The sequence below is a fragment of the Cryobacterium sp. Y11 genome (assembly GCF_002929535.1).
Lineage (GTDB): Bacteria > Actinomycetota > Actinomycetes > Actinomycetales > Microbacteriaceae > Cryobacterium.
The window spans coordinates 57,323-75,735 of sequence record NZ_PJJO01000046.1; the positions used below are offsets into that span (position 1 = coordinate 57,323).

An 18,413-nucleotide genomic window follows, 5' to 3' on the forward strand; every position below is an offset into this window, starting at 1 on the left:
GTGGAGGAGACGACCAGACCTGCCGCGCACGATCAACGCGGCACCGCAACAAACACAAAATGACCGGGCCCGATCGCAAGATCAGCCCGGTCGTTTTGTGCGCAGCGCTAGGCGCGGGTGACGAAGGAGACGAGCTTGGGCACGCGCACGATCACCTTGATGATCTCGCGATCGCCGATCGAACGGATGACCGCCGCCGATTCCCGCGCCATTTTCTCCAGGTCGTCACTGCCGATTTTCGGAGACACCTCGAGCAGGGTGCGCATCTTGCCGTCAACCTGAACGACGGCCGTCACCGACTCCTGCACGAGTAGCGTCTGCTCGGCCTTGCGCCACGGCACGAGAGCGATGCAGGGCTCGTAGCCGAGGTGCTCCCACATGTCCTCAGCGGCATAGGGCGCGAACAGGTTCAGTGCCATGGCTGTGGCCTCTGCGGCTTCGCGCACCGCGGCATCCGCTGGCCCTGCGCCGGTGTCGATGACCTTGCGGGTCGCGTTGACGAGCTCCATCAGGCGCGCGACGACGACGTTGAATTTGAACGACTCCACCAGACCGGGCGCATCGGAGAGGAAGCGGTGGGTGACGCGGCGCAGGGTTACGTCGCCGCTCTTCCACTCCACGTCGGGTGCGCTCGTGACGTCGCGGGCAACGCGCCAGGCGCGGGCCAGAAACTTGGCCGAGCCGACCGGGGAGACGTCAGCCCAGTCGATGTCGTCCTCCGGTGGACCGGCGAACGCCATGGTGAGGCGCACGGCGTCGACACCGTGACGTTCAATCTCTTCGGTGAAGTAGACCAAGTTGCCGCGGCTCTTGCTCATCTTGGCGCCGTCGAGAATGACCATGCCCTGGTTCAGCAAAGCGGTGAACGGCTCGGTGAAGCTCACATAGCCTTCGTCGAACAGAAACTTCGTGATGAAGCGTGCGTAGAGCAGGTGCAGGATGGCGTGTTCGACGCCGCCGACGTACTGGTCGACGGGCGCCCACTTTTCGGCCTCCTTCGGGTCGAAGGCCTTGGTGTCATCACTCGGGTTCAAAAACCGCAGGAAGTACCACGAGCTGTCGACAAAGGTGTCGAGGGTGTCGGCGTCGCGTCTGGCCGGGGTGCCGTCGATCGGGTTCGGCACGTTGACCCAGTCGGCGGCGCCGCCGAGTGGTGAGGTGCCACGCGGCTTCAGATCGAGGCCTTCTGCGGAGGGAAGCAGAACCGGCAGCTGGTCTTCTGGCACCGGAATCTCGGTGCCGTCGGCGCCGTGAATGATCGGGATCGGAGCACCCCAGTAGCGTTGCCGGGAGACGAGCCAGTCGCGCAGGCGATAGTTCTTGGCGGAGCGGCCGAGCCCGTCGGCGGCGAGCTGCTCGACGATGCGCTTGATGGCGGTGATCTTGCTCAGGCCGTTGAGCGGGCCTGAATTGATGAGGCGACCCTCGCCCGCCAGGGCGATACCGGTGCTGAGCGGGTCGAGCGCCGGCAGCTCTTCGGTGCCGTCGAGCATGCCCTGGGTGATCACCGGGATCATGCCGGTGGCTGGCGAATTGGTGTCGACGACGACCCTCACGGGCAGGTCGAAGGCACGGGCGAAGTCGAGGTCGCGCTGGTCGTGGGCCGGCACGGCCATGATCGCGCCGGTACCGTAGTCGGCGAGCACATAGTCGGCCGCCCAGATCGGCAGGCGTTCGCCGTTGACCGGGTTGATCGCGTAGCGGCCGATGAACACGCCGGTCTTGGGCCGATCGGTGGCCTGACGCTCGATCTCGGTGCTGCGCTGAACGTGCACGAGATATTCGTGAAAAGCTTCCTGCTCCTTCGGCGTTGACTCGGCAACGAGTTCGGCAGCGAGGTCGGAATCTGGAGCGACGACCATGAAGGTTGCGCCGAACAAGGTGTCTGGCCGCGTGGTGAACACGGTGACGCGTTCGGCACGGCCCTCGATCTGGAAGTCGACATCCGCTCCGATGGAGCGCCCGATCCAGTTGCGCTGCATGTTGAGCACCTTGGCCGGCCAGGTGCCCTCGAGCTGATTGAGGTCATCTAACAGACGGTCGGCGTAGTCGGTGATCTTGAAGTACCACTGGGTGAGCTTCTTCTTCACCACGACCGCGCCACTACGGTCGCTCGTGCCGTCGGCCAAAACCTGCTCGTTGGCGAGCACGGTTTGGTCGATCGGGTCCCAGTTGACCCAGCTGTCCTTACGGTAGGCCAGTCCCTTTTTATACAGCTGCAGGAACAGCCACTGGGTCCACTTGTAGTATTCGGGGTCGCTCGTGTGCAGTTCGCGGTCCCAGTCGAAGCTGGTGGCGTAGAGCTTCATGCTCTTCTTCTGCTGCGCGATGTTGTCGTAGGTCCAGCCGCGCGGGTCGATACCCCGCTTGATGGCGGCGTTCTCGGCGGGCAGACCGAACGAGTCCCAGCCGATGGGGTGCAGCACGTTGAAACCCTGGTGGCGCCAGTAGCGGGCGACGACGTCGCCGAGCGCATACACCTCGGCGTGGCCCATGTGCAGGTCACCGGATGGGTAGGGGAACATGTCGAGCACGTATTTGCGCGGGCGGGTATCACCATCGGTGCTCGTCTTGAACGGGGCAAGCTCTTCCCAGATGGGCTGCCACTTCGCCTGGATTGCGGCGAAGTCGTACACTTCTTCGTCGCTCTCGTTGCTCGAATCGATGCGAACGCTGTCGTGCTCGTGTGCCACGTGACTCTCATTCATTGCAGGGTAGTAAATTGCAGGGTGAAGTAAATTGCAGGGGAAGTAAATTGCGAGGTGAAGTTCAGTACGGCGTGAAGCCTGGGTCGCTTTGCTGAAGGGCGTGCTGCAACGGTCCACGCGCGCCTGAGCCACGTGTTCCTTCCTTAGGTTACTCGGCTGGAGCGACACCCAGCCCCGCGAGCAGAGCTGCCGCCTTGATTCGGGTCTCCTCGATCTCCTCTGCGGCGTCAGAGAGGGCGGTGATGCCGCCACCCGTGCCGATGCTCGCCCCCGCAGAATCGAGCACGATACTGCGGATGACGATGGCGAGGTCGGCCGCGCCGCCCCGCCCGAGATAGCCGAAGGCTCCCGAATAGATGCCGCGCGGGCCCTGCTCCAAACCGTGCAAAATGGTCATCGCGCTGCGCTTGGGCGCGCCGGTCATCGACCCGGCCGGAAAGCAGGATTCGATGGCATCGACCGTGCTCACTCCCGGAGCGAGTTGGGCTTCGATGGTGCTGACCAGCTGGTGCACGTGCGGGTAGCTCTCGACCGCGAGCAGTTCAGAGACGACGACAGAGCCGAGCTCGGCGATGCGTCCGAGGTCGTTGCGCATCAGATCGACGATCATCAGGTTTTCGGCGCGCTCCTTGGCGCTGCCCTGCAGTTCACGCCGCAACCGATCGTCTTCGGCCGGGTCGTGTGAGCGCGGTCGGGTGCCCTTGATCGGCTTGGTCGTCACGCTGCCTGCCGGCGTCACGTGCAGAAACTGCTCCGGGCTCGCGCTCAGCAGCGCCAGATCACCGAACCTCAGCAAACCGCCGTGATGACTCGGGCTGCCGGCGCGCAGGTCGAGATAGGTGTCGACCGGATGCCAACTGCCGGCCACCCGAATCTCGTTGGTCAGGCACAGCTGGTAGGCGTCACCGTCGCCGATAGCGGCCAGGCAGCGGCCGATCAGGGCGGCATACTCGTCGGGGTTATGCCGCCAGCGCGGCACGTTCGGTCGCGTTCGGGCAGCGGATGCTCCGGCCTGCGCCGCTCCCGTTGGCCCGGCCGGCTGCCGAATCGCGCCCAGTGCCGCTGCCATCTCATCAAGCCACGCTGTGACGGCCGCAGGCGATTCGAGCGCGCTCGTGCGGGCCAGCAGCGTGACCGTACGGGCGCCGTGGTCGAACCGGATCACGCGATCGACCTCGAGCAGGGCGGCATCGGGGTAGCGCGAAGCGTGCACCGGTGTGCCGACGGTGTGCGCGCCGAGTTCGTAGCCGAACCAGCCGATCCAGCCGAGGTCGAACCCGTCAGGCTCCCCCCGGTGTGAGGTAGCTGGCTCATCGCCGCGCCAGGGCTCCCCGGCACGATCGCGACGCAGAAACTCGAAGATGGTTTCGTGCGTGACGGCCGGGGCGGCAGCATCCGTTGTGTGAATGCTCGTCACCGTGCCGTCCACGACCGACGCCGTCACGAACCGTGACGTTGACGATGCCGCGCCGAGATAGCTGACCCCGCGGTCGGCGCCGGGACCGGCGTCGAGCCAAAACGCATACCGATCGTGGCGATACAGTCGGTTGAAGACATCCGCTGGGTCTGACCAGCCGGCCAGACGTCTGCTGTATGGGGAGCCGGTCACCCGAACAGCCTAGCTTTTCGTCGAGGCGCATCAGGCGGCCCTCGGCCTTGTTGATCCGGCTACGGCACGTAGGCTGGGCGAGATGAATGACATCCTCACCTGGATCCTCGACACCGTCTCCGGCGTTGACCCGGTCATTCGTGCGCTTTTGGCCTTTCTGGGCATGCTGCTGGAGACGTCGGTGCTGGTTGGTCTGGTCGTACCCGGCGACACCATCATCATCGTCGCGAGCACGGCGGTGGAAAGCCCGGTCGAGTTCGTCACGCTCATCGTGGCGGTGATCGTCGGTGCACTCGGCGGCGAGAGCATCGGTTTTGCGCTCGGGCACCATTTTGGTCCGTACATTCGCGGCAGTCGATTGGGCCGCCGTATCGGTGAACACAACTGGATTCGCGCCGAAAACTACCTCGACCGCCGCGGCGGTGTTGCCGTGTTCATCTCGCGGTTTTTGCCGGTGCTGCACTCGCTTATTCCGGTGACGGTCGGCATGAGCCACATGCGGTACCGCACCTTCATGGCCTGGACCGTTCCGGCCTGCGTCGTCTGGTCACTCGCCTACGTCAGCGTCGGGGCGGCGGCCGCCGAAGGCTATCGCGAGTTGAGCGACCAGCTGCACTTTGCCGGTTATCTGTTCGTGGCGGTGATCGCCCTGTTCGTGCTCGCGGTGTACCTGATCAAGAAGTGGCTGCACCGCCGCGAACTGCGCCACATGGATTGACGCCCTCCGTGGCCGGCAGGGTCACCCGGGTCGTGATCAGCGCGTCGGGTACCGGGGTGTGTGAGATCAGCAGCACGGCGCGGTGATCGTCGGCCGCGGCGCTCAAAATGTCGCGCACCAGGGCATCGGCCTGGGCACTGTCGACGTTAGCGGTGGGTTCGTCAACGATGAGCACGGGAAAGTCGGCGAGCAGGGCCCGCGCCAGCGCGATGCGCTGGGCTTGACCGCCCGAGACGAGCGCGCCGCGTTCGCCGACGCGGGCCTCGAGTCCGCCGCGCCGGGCCGTCCATTCGGCCAGTCCCACCCGGGCGAGCACCGCGCCCAGCTCGGCATCGGTTGCGGTATCCCTAGCGAACAGCAAATTCTGACGGATGCTGTCGTCAAACAACCACGGGCGCTGCTCGCACAATCCAACCACCCGTCGCACATCGGCCTGAGCCAGAAGCCGCGCCTCGACACCGTTGATCTGGTACGAACCGGTGTACTCGAGAAAGCGCACGAGGGTCTGGGCGAGGGTGGTCTTGCCGGCGCCGCTGGGTCCGGCCAGGTGCACACGATCCCCCGCTGCGAGCCGCAGGGTCACGCCGGACACGCCGGGCTCGGCCTGGCCGGGCCAGCGGGCACCAAGATCGGTTAGCTGCAGCAGATAATCGACGCTGACGGCCGCCGGGTCGGTGTTTGAATTGGCTGCCTGATCCGCTGCCTGATCCGCTGCCTGATCGGTCGCCTGATCGGTCGCCTGACCGGGCGCGGCATCCACTGCCCGAATGCACGGACGCAGGTGCTGCGGGTTCGTGGCATCGACGGGGATCTCGGGCGGAACGGTCTGTGGCACAACGTCGGCCACGCGGGCCGCGCTCACTCGCACCTGGCGCCAGGCGCCGGCCGCGAGCGGGATCATGCCGAACACTTCGAACACGGCCATTGGCACGAGTACGGCAACGACCAGGGCCGGGCCGAGCAGCCCGCCGGGGCCGCCCAACTGCCCGATTCCCAGATACAGTGCGCCAAGCGTCGCCGCCCCGGCGAACAGCGAGACGATCGCAGACTGCACGCCGACCCCGACCGAACGCCGCAGGCTCGCCCGGCGCAGCCGCTCGTCGGTGCGGGCGAGCGCTGCCAGGCGCGGGCTCAGTGCATCGAACGCGGTCAGAACATCGAGGTTTTCGACGATTTCCAGCACCTCGTCGGCGAGGGCACCGCGCAGCGGGGCAAGCTCTCGGTCGGCGCGGGCGGCCAGAGTGCCGGAGAAGACAGTGCCGAGAACCCCCGCGAGCAGCAGGCAGACCAGCAGGGTGAGCCCGGCGGCCGGTAGCAGCAGCCACACCCCGACCACGCTGAGCAGCGCGGTGATGCCGGCCACCAGCAGCGGTTGCACCACCCGAAGCGGCAGGTCTTGCAGGTCGTCGACGTCGCGCACCAGTCGGGTGAGCAGGTCGCCACGTCCGGTGCCGGCGAGACCGGCCGGTGAGACCGGAACGATGCGGCGAAAGATGCCCAGGCGCAGCTCGGCCAGTTGCCGGAATGCCGCGTCGTGGCTGGTGAGGCGCTCGAGGTAGCGACAAGCGGAGCGTCCGAGGGCGAAGGCACGCACGCCGACTACGGCCATCGACAGAAACAGAATGGGCGGCATCTCTGCCGCGCGGGTGATCAGCCAGGCCGAGCACGCCAGCAGCAGCACCGCCATCACCGCGCTCGCCACGCCGGCCAGCAGGCCAGGCAGGAACCAGCGCGGTCGCGGCTGGGCGAGGCTCAGCACGTCGCGGGTAGCGCGGCCCCTGGCATCCGGATGCGGCGAAATTGGCTGTTGGAGTTCCAACTCCGGCGCAATCATCTTGCGCTCAGACATAAACCAGCTCCTGAAGTTCAATCACGTTGTCGGCAACGGCTATGACGGCCGGCCGGTGGCTGACCACGATCACGGCGCGGCCCGTCGCGGCGAGGCGGCGGAGGCCTGCGAGCAGATCAGCCTCGGTATCGGCGTCGAGCGCTGAGGTTGGTTCGTCGAGAATGATGACGCGGCAATCCGTGGTCAGGGCGCGGTAGATGGCCCGCGCTGTGGCCACGCGCTGCCCCTGACCGCCAGACAAACCATCGCCGTTGACCCCGAGCATGGTGTCGGCCGAGACCGAAGCGGCGCCAGCCCAGTCCAAGGCCTGCTCGATCAGCTTCTGATCGATCAGTTTCTGATCAACCAGCTTCTGATCAACGGCAGCCGGGTCAGCGGATGCCGCGCCGAGCGCCACATTCTCGGCGACCGTTCCCCGAAACAGACCGGGTCGTTGTCCAGCCCAGGCCAACCACGGCCGAGTCGCACCGGCGTCAACGACCGCGCCGCCGAGCGTGAGTTCACCGGTCATCGGGATGAACCCGAGCAGCGCGGCCACGAGGGTGGATTTGCCCACGCCGCTGACTCCACGCAACACGCTGATCTCCCCGGGGGCGAACTCGGCGTCGAGGTGGTCGATCACCACGGTGTCGCCACGACGAACGGTCACGCCGTGCAGGCGGAGGACACCGGGGACCGAGCCGGGTGTTGCGGGAGCCGCGCTGGCGGGATTGGCGGGAGGGGCAGCATCCGTCACCGAAACAGGCAGCGCCAAATCGGGCGCCGCCGCGTCATCGTGCAAAATTGCGAACAACTCCTCTGCCGCGGCGAGACCGTCGGCGGCGGCGTGAAACTGCGCGCCCACCTGCCGCACCGGTAAAAAAGCCTCCGGCGCCAGCAGCAGCACGAACAGTCCGACGCCGAGCAGCAGGGAGCCATCGACCAAACGCAGACCGATCGAGACGGCAATCAGGGCGACCGACAGGCTCGCGGCTAGTTCGAGCACGAATCCGCTCAGAAACGACACCCGCAGCACCTTCATAGTGCGGGTGCGGTAGTCCTCGGTGATGGAGTGGATGCGGATGAACTGGCGTTGTTCGCGGCCATAAATCTTGAGTGTGCCGAGGCCGCCGACGACGTCGAGAAACCCGGTCCCGAGGCGTTGCAAGGCCTGCCACTGTCGTTGCTGCACCGACTGGGTGGCCCGGCCGATGAGAATCATGAACAGCGGAATGAGCGGGATGACGACGATGACGGTGAGGCCACTGGCCAGGTCGTGCCAGAGCATGACCGCGATCAGAAGCGGCGTCGCGATCACGGTCAATAGCAGCTGCGGCAGGTACCGGGCAAAGTAATTGTCGAGGGCGTCGAGTCCCGTGGTCACCACAGTGGCCAGGCCTGCGCTCTGCTGAGAGGCAACCCAGTCGGGGCCGCGCTCGGCAAGTTTGGCCATAACCCGAGCTCGCAACTGGCTCTTGACCAGGGCGGCACCGCGGTTGGCCGAAACTTCCAGCAGCCAGATGAGCACCGAGCGCAGCACCACGACCCCGGCCAGGGCAACCAGGGTCGGCATAATCTGGCTGAGGGGCTCCCCCGCCACCGTCATCGTAATGGCCTGGGTCAACAGCCAGGCGAACGCGATGACGATCACGGTTTGGGCGAGCCCTAGCAGCGCACCGATCACGAGAAACCGGCGCGCTGCCGAAGCGTAACGAAGAAGGCGAGGATCCAGGGGGCGCACTCGCCTACGTGTGTCAGGGCGCTGGTCTGCCACAGTGCCTATCGACGGCGCGCTAATGTACGGCAACCTCAATGTGGGCGCGGCTGATGCGCTTGCGGAATACCCAGTAGGTCCAGCCCTGGTAGAGCAAAATGACCGGCATCGCAATCAGTGCCGTCCAGCTCATGACGCCGAGCGTGTACGGCGACGAGGAAGCGTTGGCGATGGTCAGGCTGTTCGCGGGGTCGTTGCTGGCCGGCATGACGTCGGGAAAGAGCGATGCGAATAAGGTCAGTACGACCAGGCCGATCGTGGTGGCCATCAGAGCGAAAGCGATCCGTTCGGCGCCGCGCAGGTTCGCCACAAACGAGGCGATCAGCAAGGCAGCTGCCAGGGCGGCCAGCAGAGCGGATGCCGGCGTGCCGTATGCGAGCGTCGTCCAGGCCAGGAAGGTGGCCGCGACGACGATCGTGACGATTCCGGATTGCATGGCGAGCGTGCGGGCCCGCAGGCGGATATCCCCCTCGGTCTTGAGCGAGATGAACACGACGCCGTGCACGAAGAACAGCAGCAGGGTAGTGACGCCGCCGAGCAGGGCATAGGGGTTTAGCAGGTCGAAGAACGTGCCGACATAGTCGTAGTTGGCGTCGAGGTTCACGCCGCGCACGACGTTGGCGAAGGCGACACCCCAGAGCAGCGCCGGAACGGCCGAGCCGACGATGATCATGCCGTCGAACCACTTTTTCCACGAAGATTCGGGGCGTTGGTGCCGGTATTCGAACGACACACCGCGCACAATCAGCGCCAGCAGAATTAGCAGCAGCGGCAGGTAGAAGCCGCTGAACATGGTCGCGTACCACTCGGGGAACGCCGCGAACAGCGATGCCCCTGCCACGATGACCCAGGTTTCGTTGAGGTCCCAGACCGGACCGATGGTGTTGATGATTACGCGCCGATCGGTGTCGTCTCTGCCCAGAAAGGGCAGGGACATGCCGACTCCGAAGTCGAAGCCGTCGAGTACGAAGTACCCGATAAACATGACAGCGATAATCCAGAACCAAAGAATTGTGAGATCCATAGTGTCTTCTCCGTTCCTAGTAGACCGTGGCGGCGTGCGTGAGTTCGCCGGATTCGGCGTCAGGCACCGGCGCATCGTCGGGTCCCTTCTGAACGGCCTTGAGGATGAGCTTGAATTCGACCACCGCGAGGATTCCGTAGATCAGGGTGAAGGCGATCAGGGAGATCAGAATCTCCACACCGCTCACGCCGGGCGAGACACCGTCTTCGGTGCGGAGCAGTCCGAACACCAACCAGGGCTGACGGCCCATCTCCGTGAAGACCCAGCCGACGCTCATCGCGAGCAGGGAGAACGGGAAGCTCCAAATCGCGACCTTCCACACCCAGGTGCGCTGGGGACTGCGTCCCTTGCGGGTCAGCCAGAGCCCGACTACGGCGACGAGCATGTGCGCCAGGCCGAGACCGATCATCCAACGGAACGCCCAGTAGGTGATCCAGATGGTCGGGGTGTAATCGCCGGGGCCAAACGCACCGACGTACTCGGCCTGCAGGTTATTGATGCCCTCGACGGTTCCGTCGAAGGTGTGGGTGGATAAGAAGGAGAGCAAGTAGGGAACACGCACGGAGAACAGCTCGTGCACGCCGTCTGGTGTGCCGAGCGTAAAGATGGAGAAGCTCGCGTTGGCGCCGGAGGCGGTGTGGTACAGCGCCTCGGCCGCAGCCATTTTCATCGGCTGGGCCTCCACCATGGCCAGGCCAAGCTGGTCACCGGCCAACGTCGTCAGCACTCCGGCGATGACCATCATCCACAGGCCGAACTTGAGCGCTGGACGCATCGTGTCGAGGTGCTGATTGCGGTACAGATGCCAGGCGGCAACCGAGATGATCAGTCCGGCAGACACCATGAAACAGGCAAAAATCGTGTGCGGAAACGCGGCGAGGGCAATCGGGTTCGTGAGTAGCTCCCAGATGCTGGTGAGCTCGGCACGCCCCTTCTCCTCGTTGATCCTGTACGCGATCGGGTTCTGCATGAACGCATTGGCCGCGAGAATGAAGTACGCCGAGGCGATGGAGCCGATCGCGGTGAGCCAGATGGTGGCGAGGTGAATCTTCTTGGGCAGCTTGTCCCAGCCGAAGATCCAGAGGCCAATGAACGTCGCCTCGAGGAAGAACGCGACGATGCCCTCGAACGCGAGCGGAGCACCGAAGACGTCACCGACGAAGCGCGAGTAGTCCGACCAGTTCATGCCGAACTGAAACTCCTGCACGATGCCTGTTACCGTCCCCATGGCGAAGTTGATCAGAAAGATCTTGCCGAAGAAATGAGTCAGCTGCAGATATTTGGCCTTGTCGGTGCGCACCCAAGCGGTCTGGAAGATCGCGACCGTGAGGGCCAGACCGATCGTGAGCGGGACGAAGAGAAAATGGTAAATAGTCGTGAGACCGAACTGCCACCGTGACAGGAGTAAAGGATCCAACCACTCGTTCATATGCCCTCCAGCATTATTGTGCAACGCACACTTTTCTACGCTCTGTAGAATAATACCCTTCTACGCTGTGTAGAAAACACCGATCGCGGCGTATTGTTAACCGCATGGGAAACTTGGGTGTGCTGGAACGGTTAATGATGGATATCCTGTGGGATTCCCCGTCACCGTTGACCGCAAACGAACTCAAAGACGCCTTGGTCAAGCCTGCTGTTTCACCGGCACACGCCAAACCATTGGCCACGACGACCGTGCTGACCGTGCTGTCACGTTTGGAAACAAAGCGATTCGTGACGCGCGATCGCAGCATCCGTCCGCACGCCTATACGGCTGTGATGACCCGCGCCGAACACACGGCAGGGCTCATGCACGAGGTGCTTGGGCAGGTTCCTGACCGTCAGGCGGCGCTGGCGCGGTTCATTGGCACCGTGTCGCCGCAGGAGGCCGAGACCCTGCGGCAACTGCTCGGTGTTTCCTCCTCCGACAGCGCCTAACACCGCCAGCACCGACACCCGATAGTCATGACCACCACCGCCCTGCTGCTCGGAACCATCGCGGTCCTTCTGGCCTGGCCGGTACCGGTGTTCCTGGCGCGGTCACGCTGGCCAGCGCGCTCCCCGGGCGTTGCGCTCGTGCTGTGGCAAGCCATCGCGTTGTCGGGCGGCATGTCCATGATTGGGTCGCTCCTGCTCTACGGCCTGATTCCCTTCGGAAACGCCCTTCCGCAGAGCCTGGTCGCCCTCAGCGTCGACCTGCGCGCCGGAACACTCCCCGCCGGAACCAGTTTCACCCACGTGCTCGCCCTCGGCGCGGCCATTCTGCTCGTCGGCCACCTGATGCTCAACCTACTGTCAACCTTCGTGCGCGCCGAACGGCAACGACGGCACCACCACACCCTGATCGCACTGCTCAGCGATCCGCTGCACGGCCAACCCGGAATGCGCGTCATCGACCACCCGGCCCCCGTCGCATACTGCCTGCCGGGAGCCGGGAATTCGGCGACGGTACTCTCAAACGGGCTACTCCGACTGCTCAACGCAGACCAGGTTCGCGCAGTCATCGCGCACGAGCAGGCCCACCTCACGCAACAGCATCATTTGGTGCTGCTTGCCTTCAAAAGCTGGCACAGCGCCCTCCCCTGGTTTCCCATCGCCAATCGGGCCGAGAACGCTGTAGCCCTATTGGTCGAAATGCTTGCCGACGACCGCGCGCGCCGCGTCGTTGAGGACTACACCCTAGCGCGGGCCATCGCGCTTGTGGGCTTCGCCCAATTCGGGTTTAGCGCGCCTGGTGGAATCACGACCAGCAGCGCCGCGGCTGAGTCAACGACGAAAGCGGATGCGGCGGCTCACGCCGCGGCATCCGCTTCAGTTGGTGCTACACCAGGGCATCCCGCGGATCAGGTATCTCCGCGGGTCGAACGGCTGGTCAACCCGACCGCGCCGCTGCCCTGGACGGCAACGGCCGGAGCGCTCACCGTAGCGGTGGCGCTCCTGGCCGGGCCAGCCTATATTCTGCTGGGCGCCTGACTCGCCTGATTCGAAACTGACTAGAAGAGGTTGGCCTGCTTGAGCCAGTCGGCCGCGATCACGTCTTCGGAGATCTCATCGGTCACACTCTGGGAGTTGAGGGTCGCCAGATCGGCGGCCGACAGGGCGGCGCTGACAGTGTTCAAAACCTCGGCGGCTGCCTCATCCACCTTCTCCGACACCACCGGCACGACGTTGTCCGAGAAGAACAGTCCGTCAGGGTCGGTCAGCGCGACGAGGTTGGATGAGCCGATGAGCGGGCTCGCCGTGTAGATATTCGCGAGCTGGATATCGCCGGCGACAAGGGCGTCGACCGTGATCTGTCCGCCGCTGTCTTCAACGGGGCTGAAACCGGCGATGTCGATGCCGTACTTTTCCTTCAGCGCGGTCGGCCCGTACGGGCGCGTCTGGAGCTCCGAATTGCCGCCGACGGTAATCGGCTCGGTGACATTGCTGAGTGAGGCGATGTCGGTGAGGTTGTACTTCGCGGCGAAGTCCTGGGTGACCGTCCAGGAATTCTGGTCGGAGGCATCCGCTTTATCGAGTACGCGCAGGCCCGCGGGAAGAGCGGCCTCAAGCTGCGTGTACGTTTCGTCGCTGGTGCCGCCGACAGCGGTATCGTCGAGTGCCTGCAGCAGGCTGCCGGTGTATTCGGGGAACACGTCGATGCCGCCTGCTTCGAGATCGGGCAGATAGACCTCGCGCTGGCCGATGCGGTACGAACGCTCCACGGTGAATCCGTTGGCTTCGAGGGCCTGTGAGTAGATCTCGGCGATGATGGCGTTGGAGTAGTAGTCCTGCGATCCGACCACTAGCGTGTTCGAGTCGCTCGCCGGAGTACTTCCGGTGCCCAGTGGATCACCGGACGCACACCCTGCAAGGGCTACGACGGCCCCAACCGCGACGGCGCTAATGAGCGCGAGTCGGCCTTTTTGTATTGTGAACATGTGTTCTTCCTTCCTCGATGGGGGATTCCATCATCGGGTGAGGCCTTTCGACCTCACCCGAATGTCTGTGGGTCGGCCCGCGGTGACTCCACGCGGAACGACGAGAATTCGCACGAGCGCGAACGCTCCTTCAAGTGCCAACGCGAGCAGGATGACCAGAATAGACCCGCCGAGCATCTCGCCGTAGTCCCGCGTTTTCAGCCCGGTGAACAGAAACCTGCCGAGACCGAAATCGGCAACGTAGGCCGCGAGGGTGGCCGTGGCGACGATCTGCAGGGTCGCCGAGCGCAGTCCGCCGATCAGCAGCGGCAGACCCAGGGGCATCTCGACCAGGCGCACGATTTGTCTCTCTGACATGCCCACCGCGCGCGCAGCATCGACCGTCGTGCGGTCGATGGCCTGAAACCCCGTGTACGCACCGGCGAGAATCGGCGGAATCGCCAGAACCGTCAGGGCGACGTAGGGGGCGTCCAACCCGATTCCCACCCACAACGCCACGATCGTCAGCAGGCCCAGGGTAGGAATGGCGCGGAGGGCACCGGACACCGCGACCGCCAGCCCACGTCCGCGTCCGGTATGACCGATCAAAAAGCCGATGGGAATGGCGATGACCGACGCAAACACCAGCGTGACCGCGGTGAAACCAAGATGCTGCACGACACGGATGCCGATGGCACCGTCCCCCACATGGTTGGCCGGATCGACCAGCCAATTGAGGGCATCAAGGAAAAAGTTCATGCCGCCACCCGCTTGAGCTCGGCAGCGCGCCGGACAACGGCGGCCTGTGGTCGGGTCCAGGGCATGATCATCCGGCCGAGAAGAACAAGTATGCCGTCGAGGATCAGCGCCAATGCCACCGTGGCCACAATTCCGGCCATAATTTCGGACTGAATGCCCCGCTGGAACCCGTCGGTGAACAAGCTCCCGAGACTTTGCGCCCCGATCACGGCTCCCACGGTGGCGAGGCTCACCGTACTCACCGCGACCACGCGGAGCCCCGCCAGCAGCACCGGGCCGGCCAGGGGAAGTTCAACTTGCCAGAACTGGCTTCGCGCCGAGAAACCGACGGCCGTAGCGGATTGCCGAACTTCCCGGTCGACCGACTCCAGGCCATCGGCCACCACCCGCACCAGCAGAGCCACGCCATAGAGGGTGAGCGCAATGATGAGGTTGAGCGGGGATCGCACGCTGGTTCCGACAATGAAGGGCAAAACAATGAATAGCGGCAGCGACGGAACCGCATAGAACAGTCCGACGACCGTGAGAATAATGCCGCGACTCACCCGGTAGCGGTGGGCGAGCCAGCCCAGCGGCACCGCGATCAGAAAACTCAGAATAATCGGGGGCACGCTCACGAGCAGGTGATCGAGCGTGCGATCCCAGATGAAGTCCAGGTTTGACCAGACCCAGGTCACCGGGGCTCGACACCCGGCGCCGAGGCACCCGGGCCCGAAGCGGGACCGGCCTTGTCTTGAGTGGTCGGTGCGCCGACGAGTACCCCGGCCAAGCGGCCGTCCCCGTCGACAAGTACGTCACCGTGTCCGTGGTTTTCCAAGTGCAGCGACCGCTTTCCGCGCTCAGCTCCGACGAACGTTGCCACGAACTCGTCGGCAGGGTTGGCCAGAATTTCGGCCGGGGTACCGACCTGCGCGATCTTGCCACCGGTGCGCAGGATCGCCACCTGGTCGCCGAGCAGAAATGCTTCGTCAATATCGTGGGTGACGAAGACGACCGTCTTGTCGAGTTCACGCTGCAGCCGCAGCAGCTCCTGCTGCAGCTCGGCGCGAACGATGGGATCGACGGCTCCGAACGGCTCGTCCATCAGCAGAATGTTGGGATTGACAGCGAGGCCGCGGGCAACGCCCACGCGCTGTTGCTGGCCGCCAGAGAGCTGGCTGGGATACCTGTCGGCAAGCGACCGGTCCAAACCAACGGTATCGAGCAGGAGCAACGCGTCTTCCCTGGCCTTCTTGCGGGTCAGTCCGCGCAGCATCGGTACCGTTGCAACATTGTCGATGACCTTACGGTGGGGAAGGAGCCCCGAATTCTGCATGACGTAACCGATGCCGCGCCGCAGCTTGACCGGTTCAAGCGTTCCGATATCGGCTCCGTCAATCTCGACCGTTCCGCTGGTGGGATCCACCATGCGGTTGATCATACGCAGCAGGGTAGTCTTTCCCGAACCGGATGTGCCCACCAGCACGGTCGTTTTGCGCGAGGGCAGCACAAGGTTGAAATTGTCGACGGCGACAGTACCGTCGGCAAAACGTTTGGTCACCGAGCGAAATTCGATCATGGTGGCTCGTTCCTCACATCGGGTCGATTCAGTACAAACCAGATGCTAACCCAATCACTATTCGTCGCGACAGGCAAAACGGGATGCGTCCACGGAATTCTTCCAACGGCGAACGCGCCCGGCCCGCTGGCACAAAAAACCGGGCGCCCGACAGGGACGCCCGGCTGTCGGGAAGGTTATGACGACGCAGCGGCCAAAAGGTTCAACGCTTGCGGATTGTAGAAACGATCGAGGTAGTCGCGCAGCACCAGGCGGCATTCGTCGATGAATCGATCATCACCGAGCGGATCGGTGTGGAAGGCACGGGCAAGCAGAGCATCGGCCGTTTCCACAGCAACCTCGAGGCGAAAAATGAGCTCGGGACCGGCTGGCAGGTCAAATTCGTTGACGAGCACTTCGGCGAGGCGTCGCGCGAAGAAGTCGGCGTCTGTGACGGCGTCGGCAGCGGGTGCTCCGTCACGATCGTCGAAGTTCACGATGCGAAAGCCGGGCTCTGAGCGATAGAGACCGACAAAGGCGGTGACGACACAGTCGACAGCGTCCCACCACGTGGTGAGGGTGCTGGCACCAAGTTCGTCGACGACACGCTGCCGAAAACGTACGACGGCGCGCTCATGCAGAGCGTGCAATACCGCAACCCGGTCGGGGTAATAGCGGTAAACCGTACCAATCGACGCGCCGGCACGCTCGGCAATCATCGCGGTCGTGATGCGGTCGAAACCGACCTCGTCTACAACCAAAGCTGCGGCGTCGAGCAAACCTGACAACCGTGCTGCACTGCGCTGCTGAATCGGCTCAGCGCGCACCTGCTGTAATGCGGCACCGGTGTCTTCACCTAATAGGCCACCAATCGACATTTATCCCCCTTGAAGATAAGTCATCATCCTACGGGGTAAAACCCCATGTACACACCTCAGATCGGGGGATGCACAGCAAGCATGGCAGAATGATGGTGTGCCACAGTCCCCAGACAACACGCCGAACGCGACCAGTCCCGTGCGAATCATGCACCGCGCGGCCCGGATTGAGGACTGGCTGCACGATCGGCGGGAACATTCCGCCCGTCGCCGCGGCTACCAGCCGACCGTAATTCCCTATTCTGGTTATGGCTCAACCGAGTGGGTGCGCATCCTCTGCCGGGTGCTCCTGGCAAAACCTGACAAGCCGACCAAACGGCAAAAACGTCCCCGAGTGGATGGCCGCGATGCCGGCATCCGAGGCTGGCGCAGCTTCACGAGCGTTCCCGTCAACGACGTCACTGTGACGATCGAGATTGGCGGGCAGACGCACCGCGTGCAGGCGGACCGCGGCGGAGTCGTGGATACCGTCGTTGCGGTGTCACTGCCGCCGGGCTGGCACGTCGCCCAGCTGCACACCGAATTCTCGGAAGTTCAGCACGCCCCCATCTTTATCGTTGCCCCCACGGTTGGCTACGGCGTCGTCTCCGACGTCGACGACACCGTCATGGTTACGACCCTCCCCCGGCCTCTGCTAGCCGCCTGGAATACCTTCGTGCTCGACGAGCACGCGCGGGTGCCGACCCCCGGCATGGCCGTGTTCCTCGAGCGTCTGGCGTCATTCGTCCCCGGCGCTCCGGTCATCTACCTCTCCACCGGCGCCTGGAATGTAGCCCCAACGCTGTCACGCTTTCTTTCCCGCAACCTGTATCCGGCTGGTGCGCTGCTATTGACCGACTGGGGGCCAACGCACGACCGCTGGTTCCGCAGCGGAAGCGCCCACAAACGGGATAACCTGCGGCGGCTCGCCGAACAGTTTCCGGGCATCCGTTGGATTCTGATCGGCGATGACGGCCAGCACGATGAAGCAATTTACAGCGATTTTCAACGCGATTATCCGGGCAGTGTCGCCGCCGTGGCCATTCGCCAGCTCTCTGCAAGCGAGGCAGTACTGGCCGGCGGCCGTTCCCGTGATGCCGTGCTCATCGAGGGAGGCCCTGAGGCGCCCTGGGTCTATGGGCCGGACGGCTCCAGCCTGTCCAGCCAACTCGCCGAGCACGGCCTGCTCTAGCTTTCGGTGTTCGTTGGTCTCGGCACGTGCTCGCGCGCACTGGCACTGGTGCACATGCCCACGCCCTTCTTGGGCTGAATCGCTAATAAGAGCCTGCCCATTGGGGGAGACGATTCGTCTCCCACGTCTACCGCGCAATGGCTTGTCGGCGTGATCATTGTCGGGCGACGGGCTCGCAGGCAAGGTCGCTATCGGGCAATGAGCTCAGTTCAGTGCGAAAAAGCGGCTTAATACGGTAGCGCCATGACTCGGGTGCACGCGGTTCGGTGACTGCCGACGGTCTCCCCGGGGGCCGCTGGCTGCATTGTCACGCTGCGCGGGAGGTGCGCCGCTGCGCGGGAGGCCTAACTCCCGCGCACTGGCGCAGCCCCCGCGCGATGAGTTACGCGGGAGTTCTGGCTGCGCCGCAGCTCCCGCGCACTGGCGCAGCTCCCGCGTAGCGTATCCGGCCGACACCGCCATGTTTCCCGAGCTCCCGCGCACTGGCGTAACACCCGCGTTACGAGCCCTGACCCAATGGATGCTC

15 protein-coding genes are annotated in these 18,413 nt (G+C 64.3%); 4 read left to right on the forward strand and 11 right to left on the reverse strand.

Annotated features, from left to right (window positions below):
• Window positions 1-107: 107 nt before the first annotated feature.
• Both leuS and CXY75_RS03160 read right to left on the reverse strand, forming a co-directional pair.
• A complete protein-coding gene (gene leuS, locus CXY75_RS03155) occupies window positions 108-2,708 on the reverse strand; it encodes a leucine--tRNA ligase (RefSeq protein ID WP_104081403.1) in 2,601 nt (866 codons plus the stop codon).
• A 148-nt stretch (window positions 2,709-2,856) separates the two neighbouring features.
• The gene (locus CXY75_RS03160; protein WP_104081404.1) at window positions 2,857-4,317 is read right to left on the reverse strand and encodes an anthranilate synthase component I family protein; all 1,461 of its coding nucleotides are present in this window, start codon (window positions 4,315-4,317) and stop codon (window positions 2,857-2,859) included.
• Between the two features lie 82 nt (window positions 4,318-4,399).
• Between CXY75_RS03160 and CXY75_RS03165 the strand changes: the two genes are divergently transcribed.
• Entirely contained in the window at window positions 4,400-5,035 is a 636-nt protein-coding gene (locus CXY75_RS03165; protein ID WP_104081405.1) for a DedA family protein, read from the forward strand.
• Here the strand turns inward: CXY75_RS03165 and cydC are convergent.
• From cydC to CXY75_RS03185, 4 genes are read right to left on the reverse strand one after another with little or no spacing between them, the layout of a single operon-like run.
• Entirely contained in the window at window positions 4,992-6,884 is a 1,893-nt protein-coding gene (cydC, locus tag CXY75_RS03170) for a thiol reductant ABC exporter subunit CydC (RefSeq protein ID WP_233201699.1), read from the reverse strand. The genes CXY75_RS03165 and cydC overlap by 44 nt on opposite strands.
• Entirely contained in the window at window positions 6,877-8,604 is a 1,728-nt protein-coding gene (cydD, locus tag CXY75_RS03175; protein ID WP_104081406.1) for a thiol reductant ABC exporter subunit CydD, read from the reverse strand. The genes cydC and cydD overlap by 8 nt, the downstream gene beginning before the upstream one ends.
• A 52-nt stretch (window positions 8,605-8,656) precedes the next feature.
• Window positions 8,657-9,661: a cytochrome d ubiquinol oxidase subunit II gene (cydB, locus tag CXY75_RS03180; RefSeq protein ID WP_104081407.1), complete on the reverse strand. Its 1,005-nt coding sequence runs from the start codon at window positions 9,659-9,661 to the stop codon at window positions 8,657-8,659.
• 16 nt (window positions 9,662-9,677) lie between these two features.
• A complete protein-coding gene (locus CXY75_RS03185) occupies window positions 9,678-11,090 on the reverse strand; it encodes a cytochrome ubiquinol oxidase subunit I (RefSeq protein ID WP_104081408.1) in 1,413 nt (470 codons plus the stop codon).
• A 104-nt stretch (window positions 11,091-11,194) separates the two neighbouring features.
• On the opposite strand from CXY75_RS03185, the gene CXY75_RS03190 reads away from it, so the two are divergent.
• Window positions 11,195-11,581 carry a BlaI/MecI/CopY family transcriptional regulator gene (locus CXY75_RS03190; protein WP_104081409.1) on the forward strand — a complete coding sequence of 129 codons (387 nt, stop codon included), beginning with the start codon at window positions 11,195-11,197 and terminating at the stop codon, window positions 11,579-11,581.
• Between the two features lie 27 nt (window positions 11,582-11,608).
• Window positions 11,609-12,616: a M56 family metallopeptidase gene (locus CXY75_RS03195; RefSeq protein ID WP_104081410.1), complete on the forward strand. Its 1,008-nt coding sequence runs from the start codon at window positions 11,609-11,611 to the stop codon at window positions 12,614-12,616.
• A 20-nt stretch (window positions 12,617-12,636) separates the two neighbouring features.
• On the opposite strand, the gene CXY75_RS03200 is transcribed toward CXY75_RS03195, so the two are convergent.
• The 5 genes from CXY75_RS03200 to CXY75_RS03220 form a co-directional block, all read right to left on the reverse strand.
• On the reverse strand, window positions 12,637-13,563 hold the full coding sequence (locus tag CXY75_RS03200; RefSeq protein ID WP_104081411.1) for an ABC transporter substrate-binding protein: 927 nt from the start codon (window positions 13,561-13,563) through the stop codon (window positions 12,637-12,639).
• A gap of 30 nt (window positions 13,564-13,593) precedes the next feature.
• Window positions 13,594-14,301: an ABC transporter permease gene (locus CXY75_RS03205; protein ID WP_104081412.1), complete on the reverse strand. Its 708-nt coding sequence runs from the start codon at window positions 14,299-14,301 to the stop codon at window positions 13,594-13,596.
• Complete coding sequence (locus CXY75_RS03210) at window positions 14,298-14,978, reverse strand: ABC transporter permease (RefSeq protein WP_104081413.1); 681 nt, start codon at window positions 14,976-14,978, stop codon at window positions 14,298-14,300. The genes CXY75_RS03205 and CXY75_RS03210 overlap by 4 nt, the downstream gene beginning before the upstream one ends.
• Window positions 14,975-15,859, reverse strand: a complete 885-nt coding sequence (locus CXY75_RS03215; RefSeq protein ID WP_104081414.1) for an ABC transporter ATP-binding protein — start codon at window positions 15,857-15,859, stop codon at window positions 14,975-14,977. The genes CXY75_RS03210 and CXY75_RS03215 overlap by 4 nt, the downstream gene beginning before the upstream one ends.
• Before the next feature lie 176 nt (window positions 15,860-16,035).
• A complete protein-coding gene (locus tag CXY75_RS03220; protein ID WP_104081415.1) occupies window positions 16,036-16,716 on the reverse strand; it encodes a TetR/AcrR family transcriptional regulator in 681 nt (226 codons plus the stop codon).
• 148 nt (window positions 16,717-16,864) lie between these two features.
• On the opposite strand from CXY75_RS03220, the gene CXY75_RS03225 reads away from it, so the two are divergent.
• The gene (locus CXY75_RS03225; protein ID WP_104081425.1) at window positions 16,865-17,887 is read left to right on the forward strand and encodes an App1 family protein; all 1,023 of its coding nucleotides are present in this window, start codon (window positions 16,865-16,867) and stop codon (window positions 17,885-17,887) included.
• Window positions 17,888-18,413 lie beyond the last annotated feature (526 nt).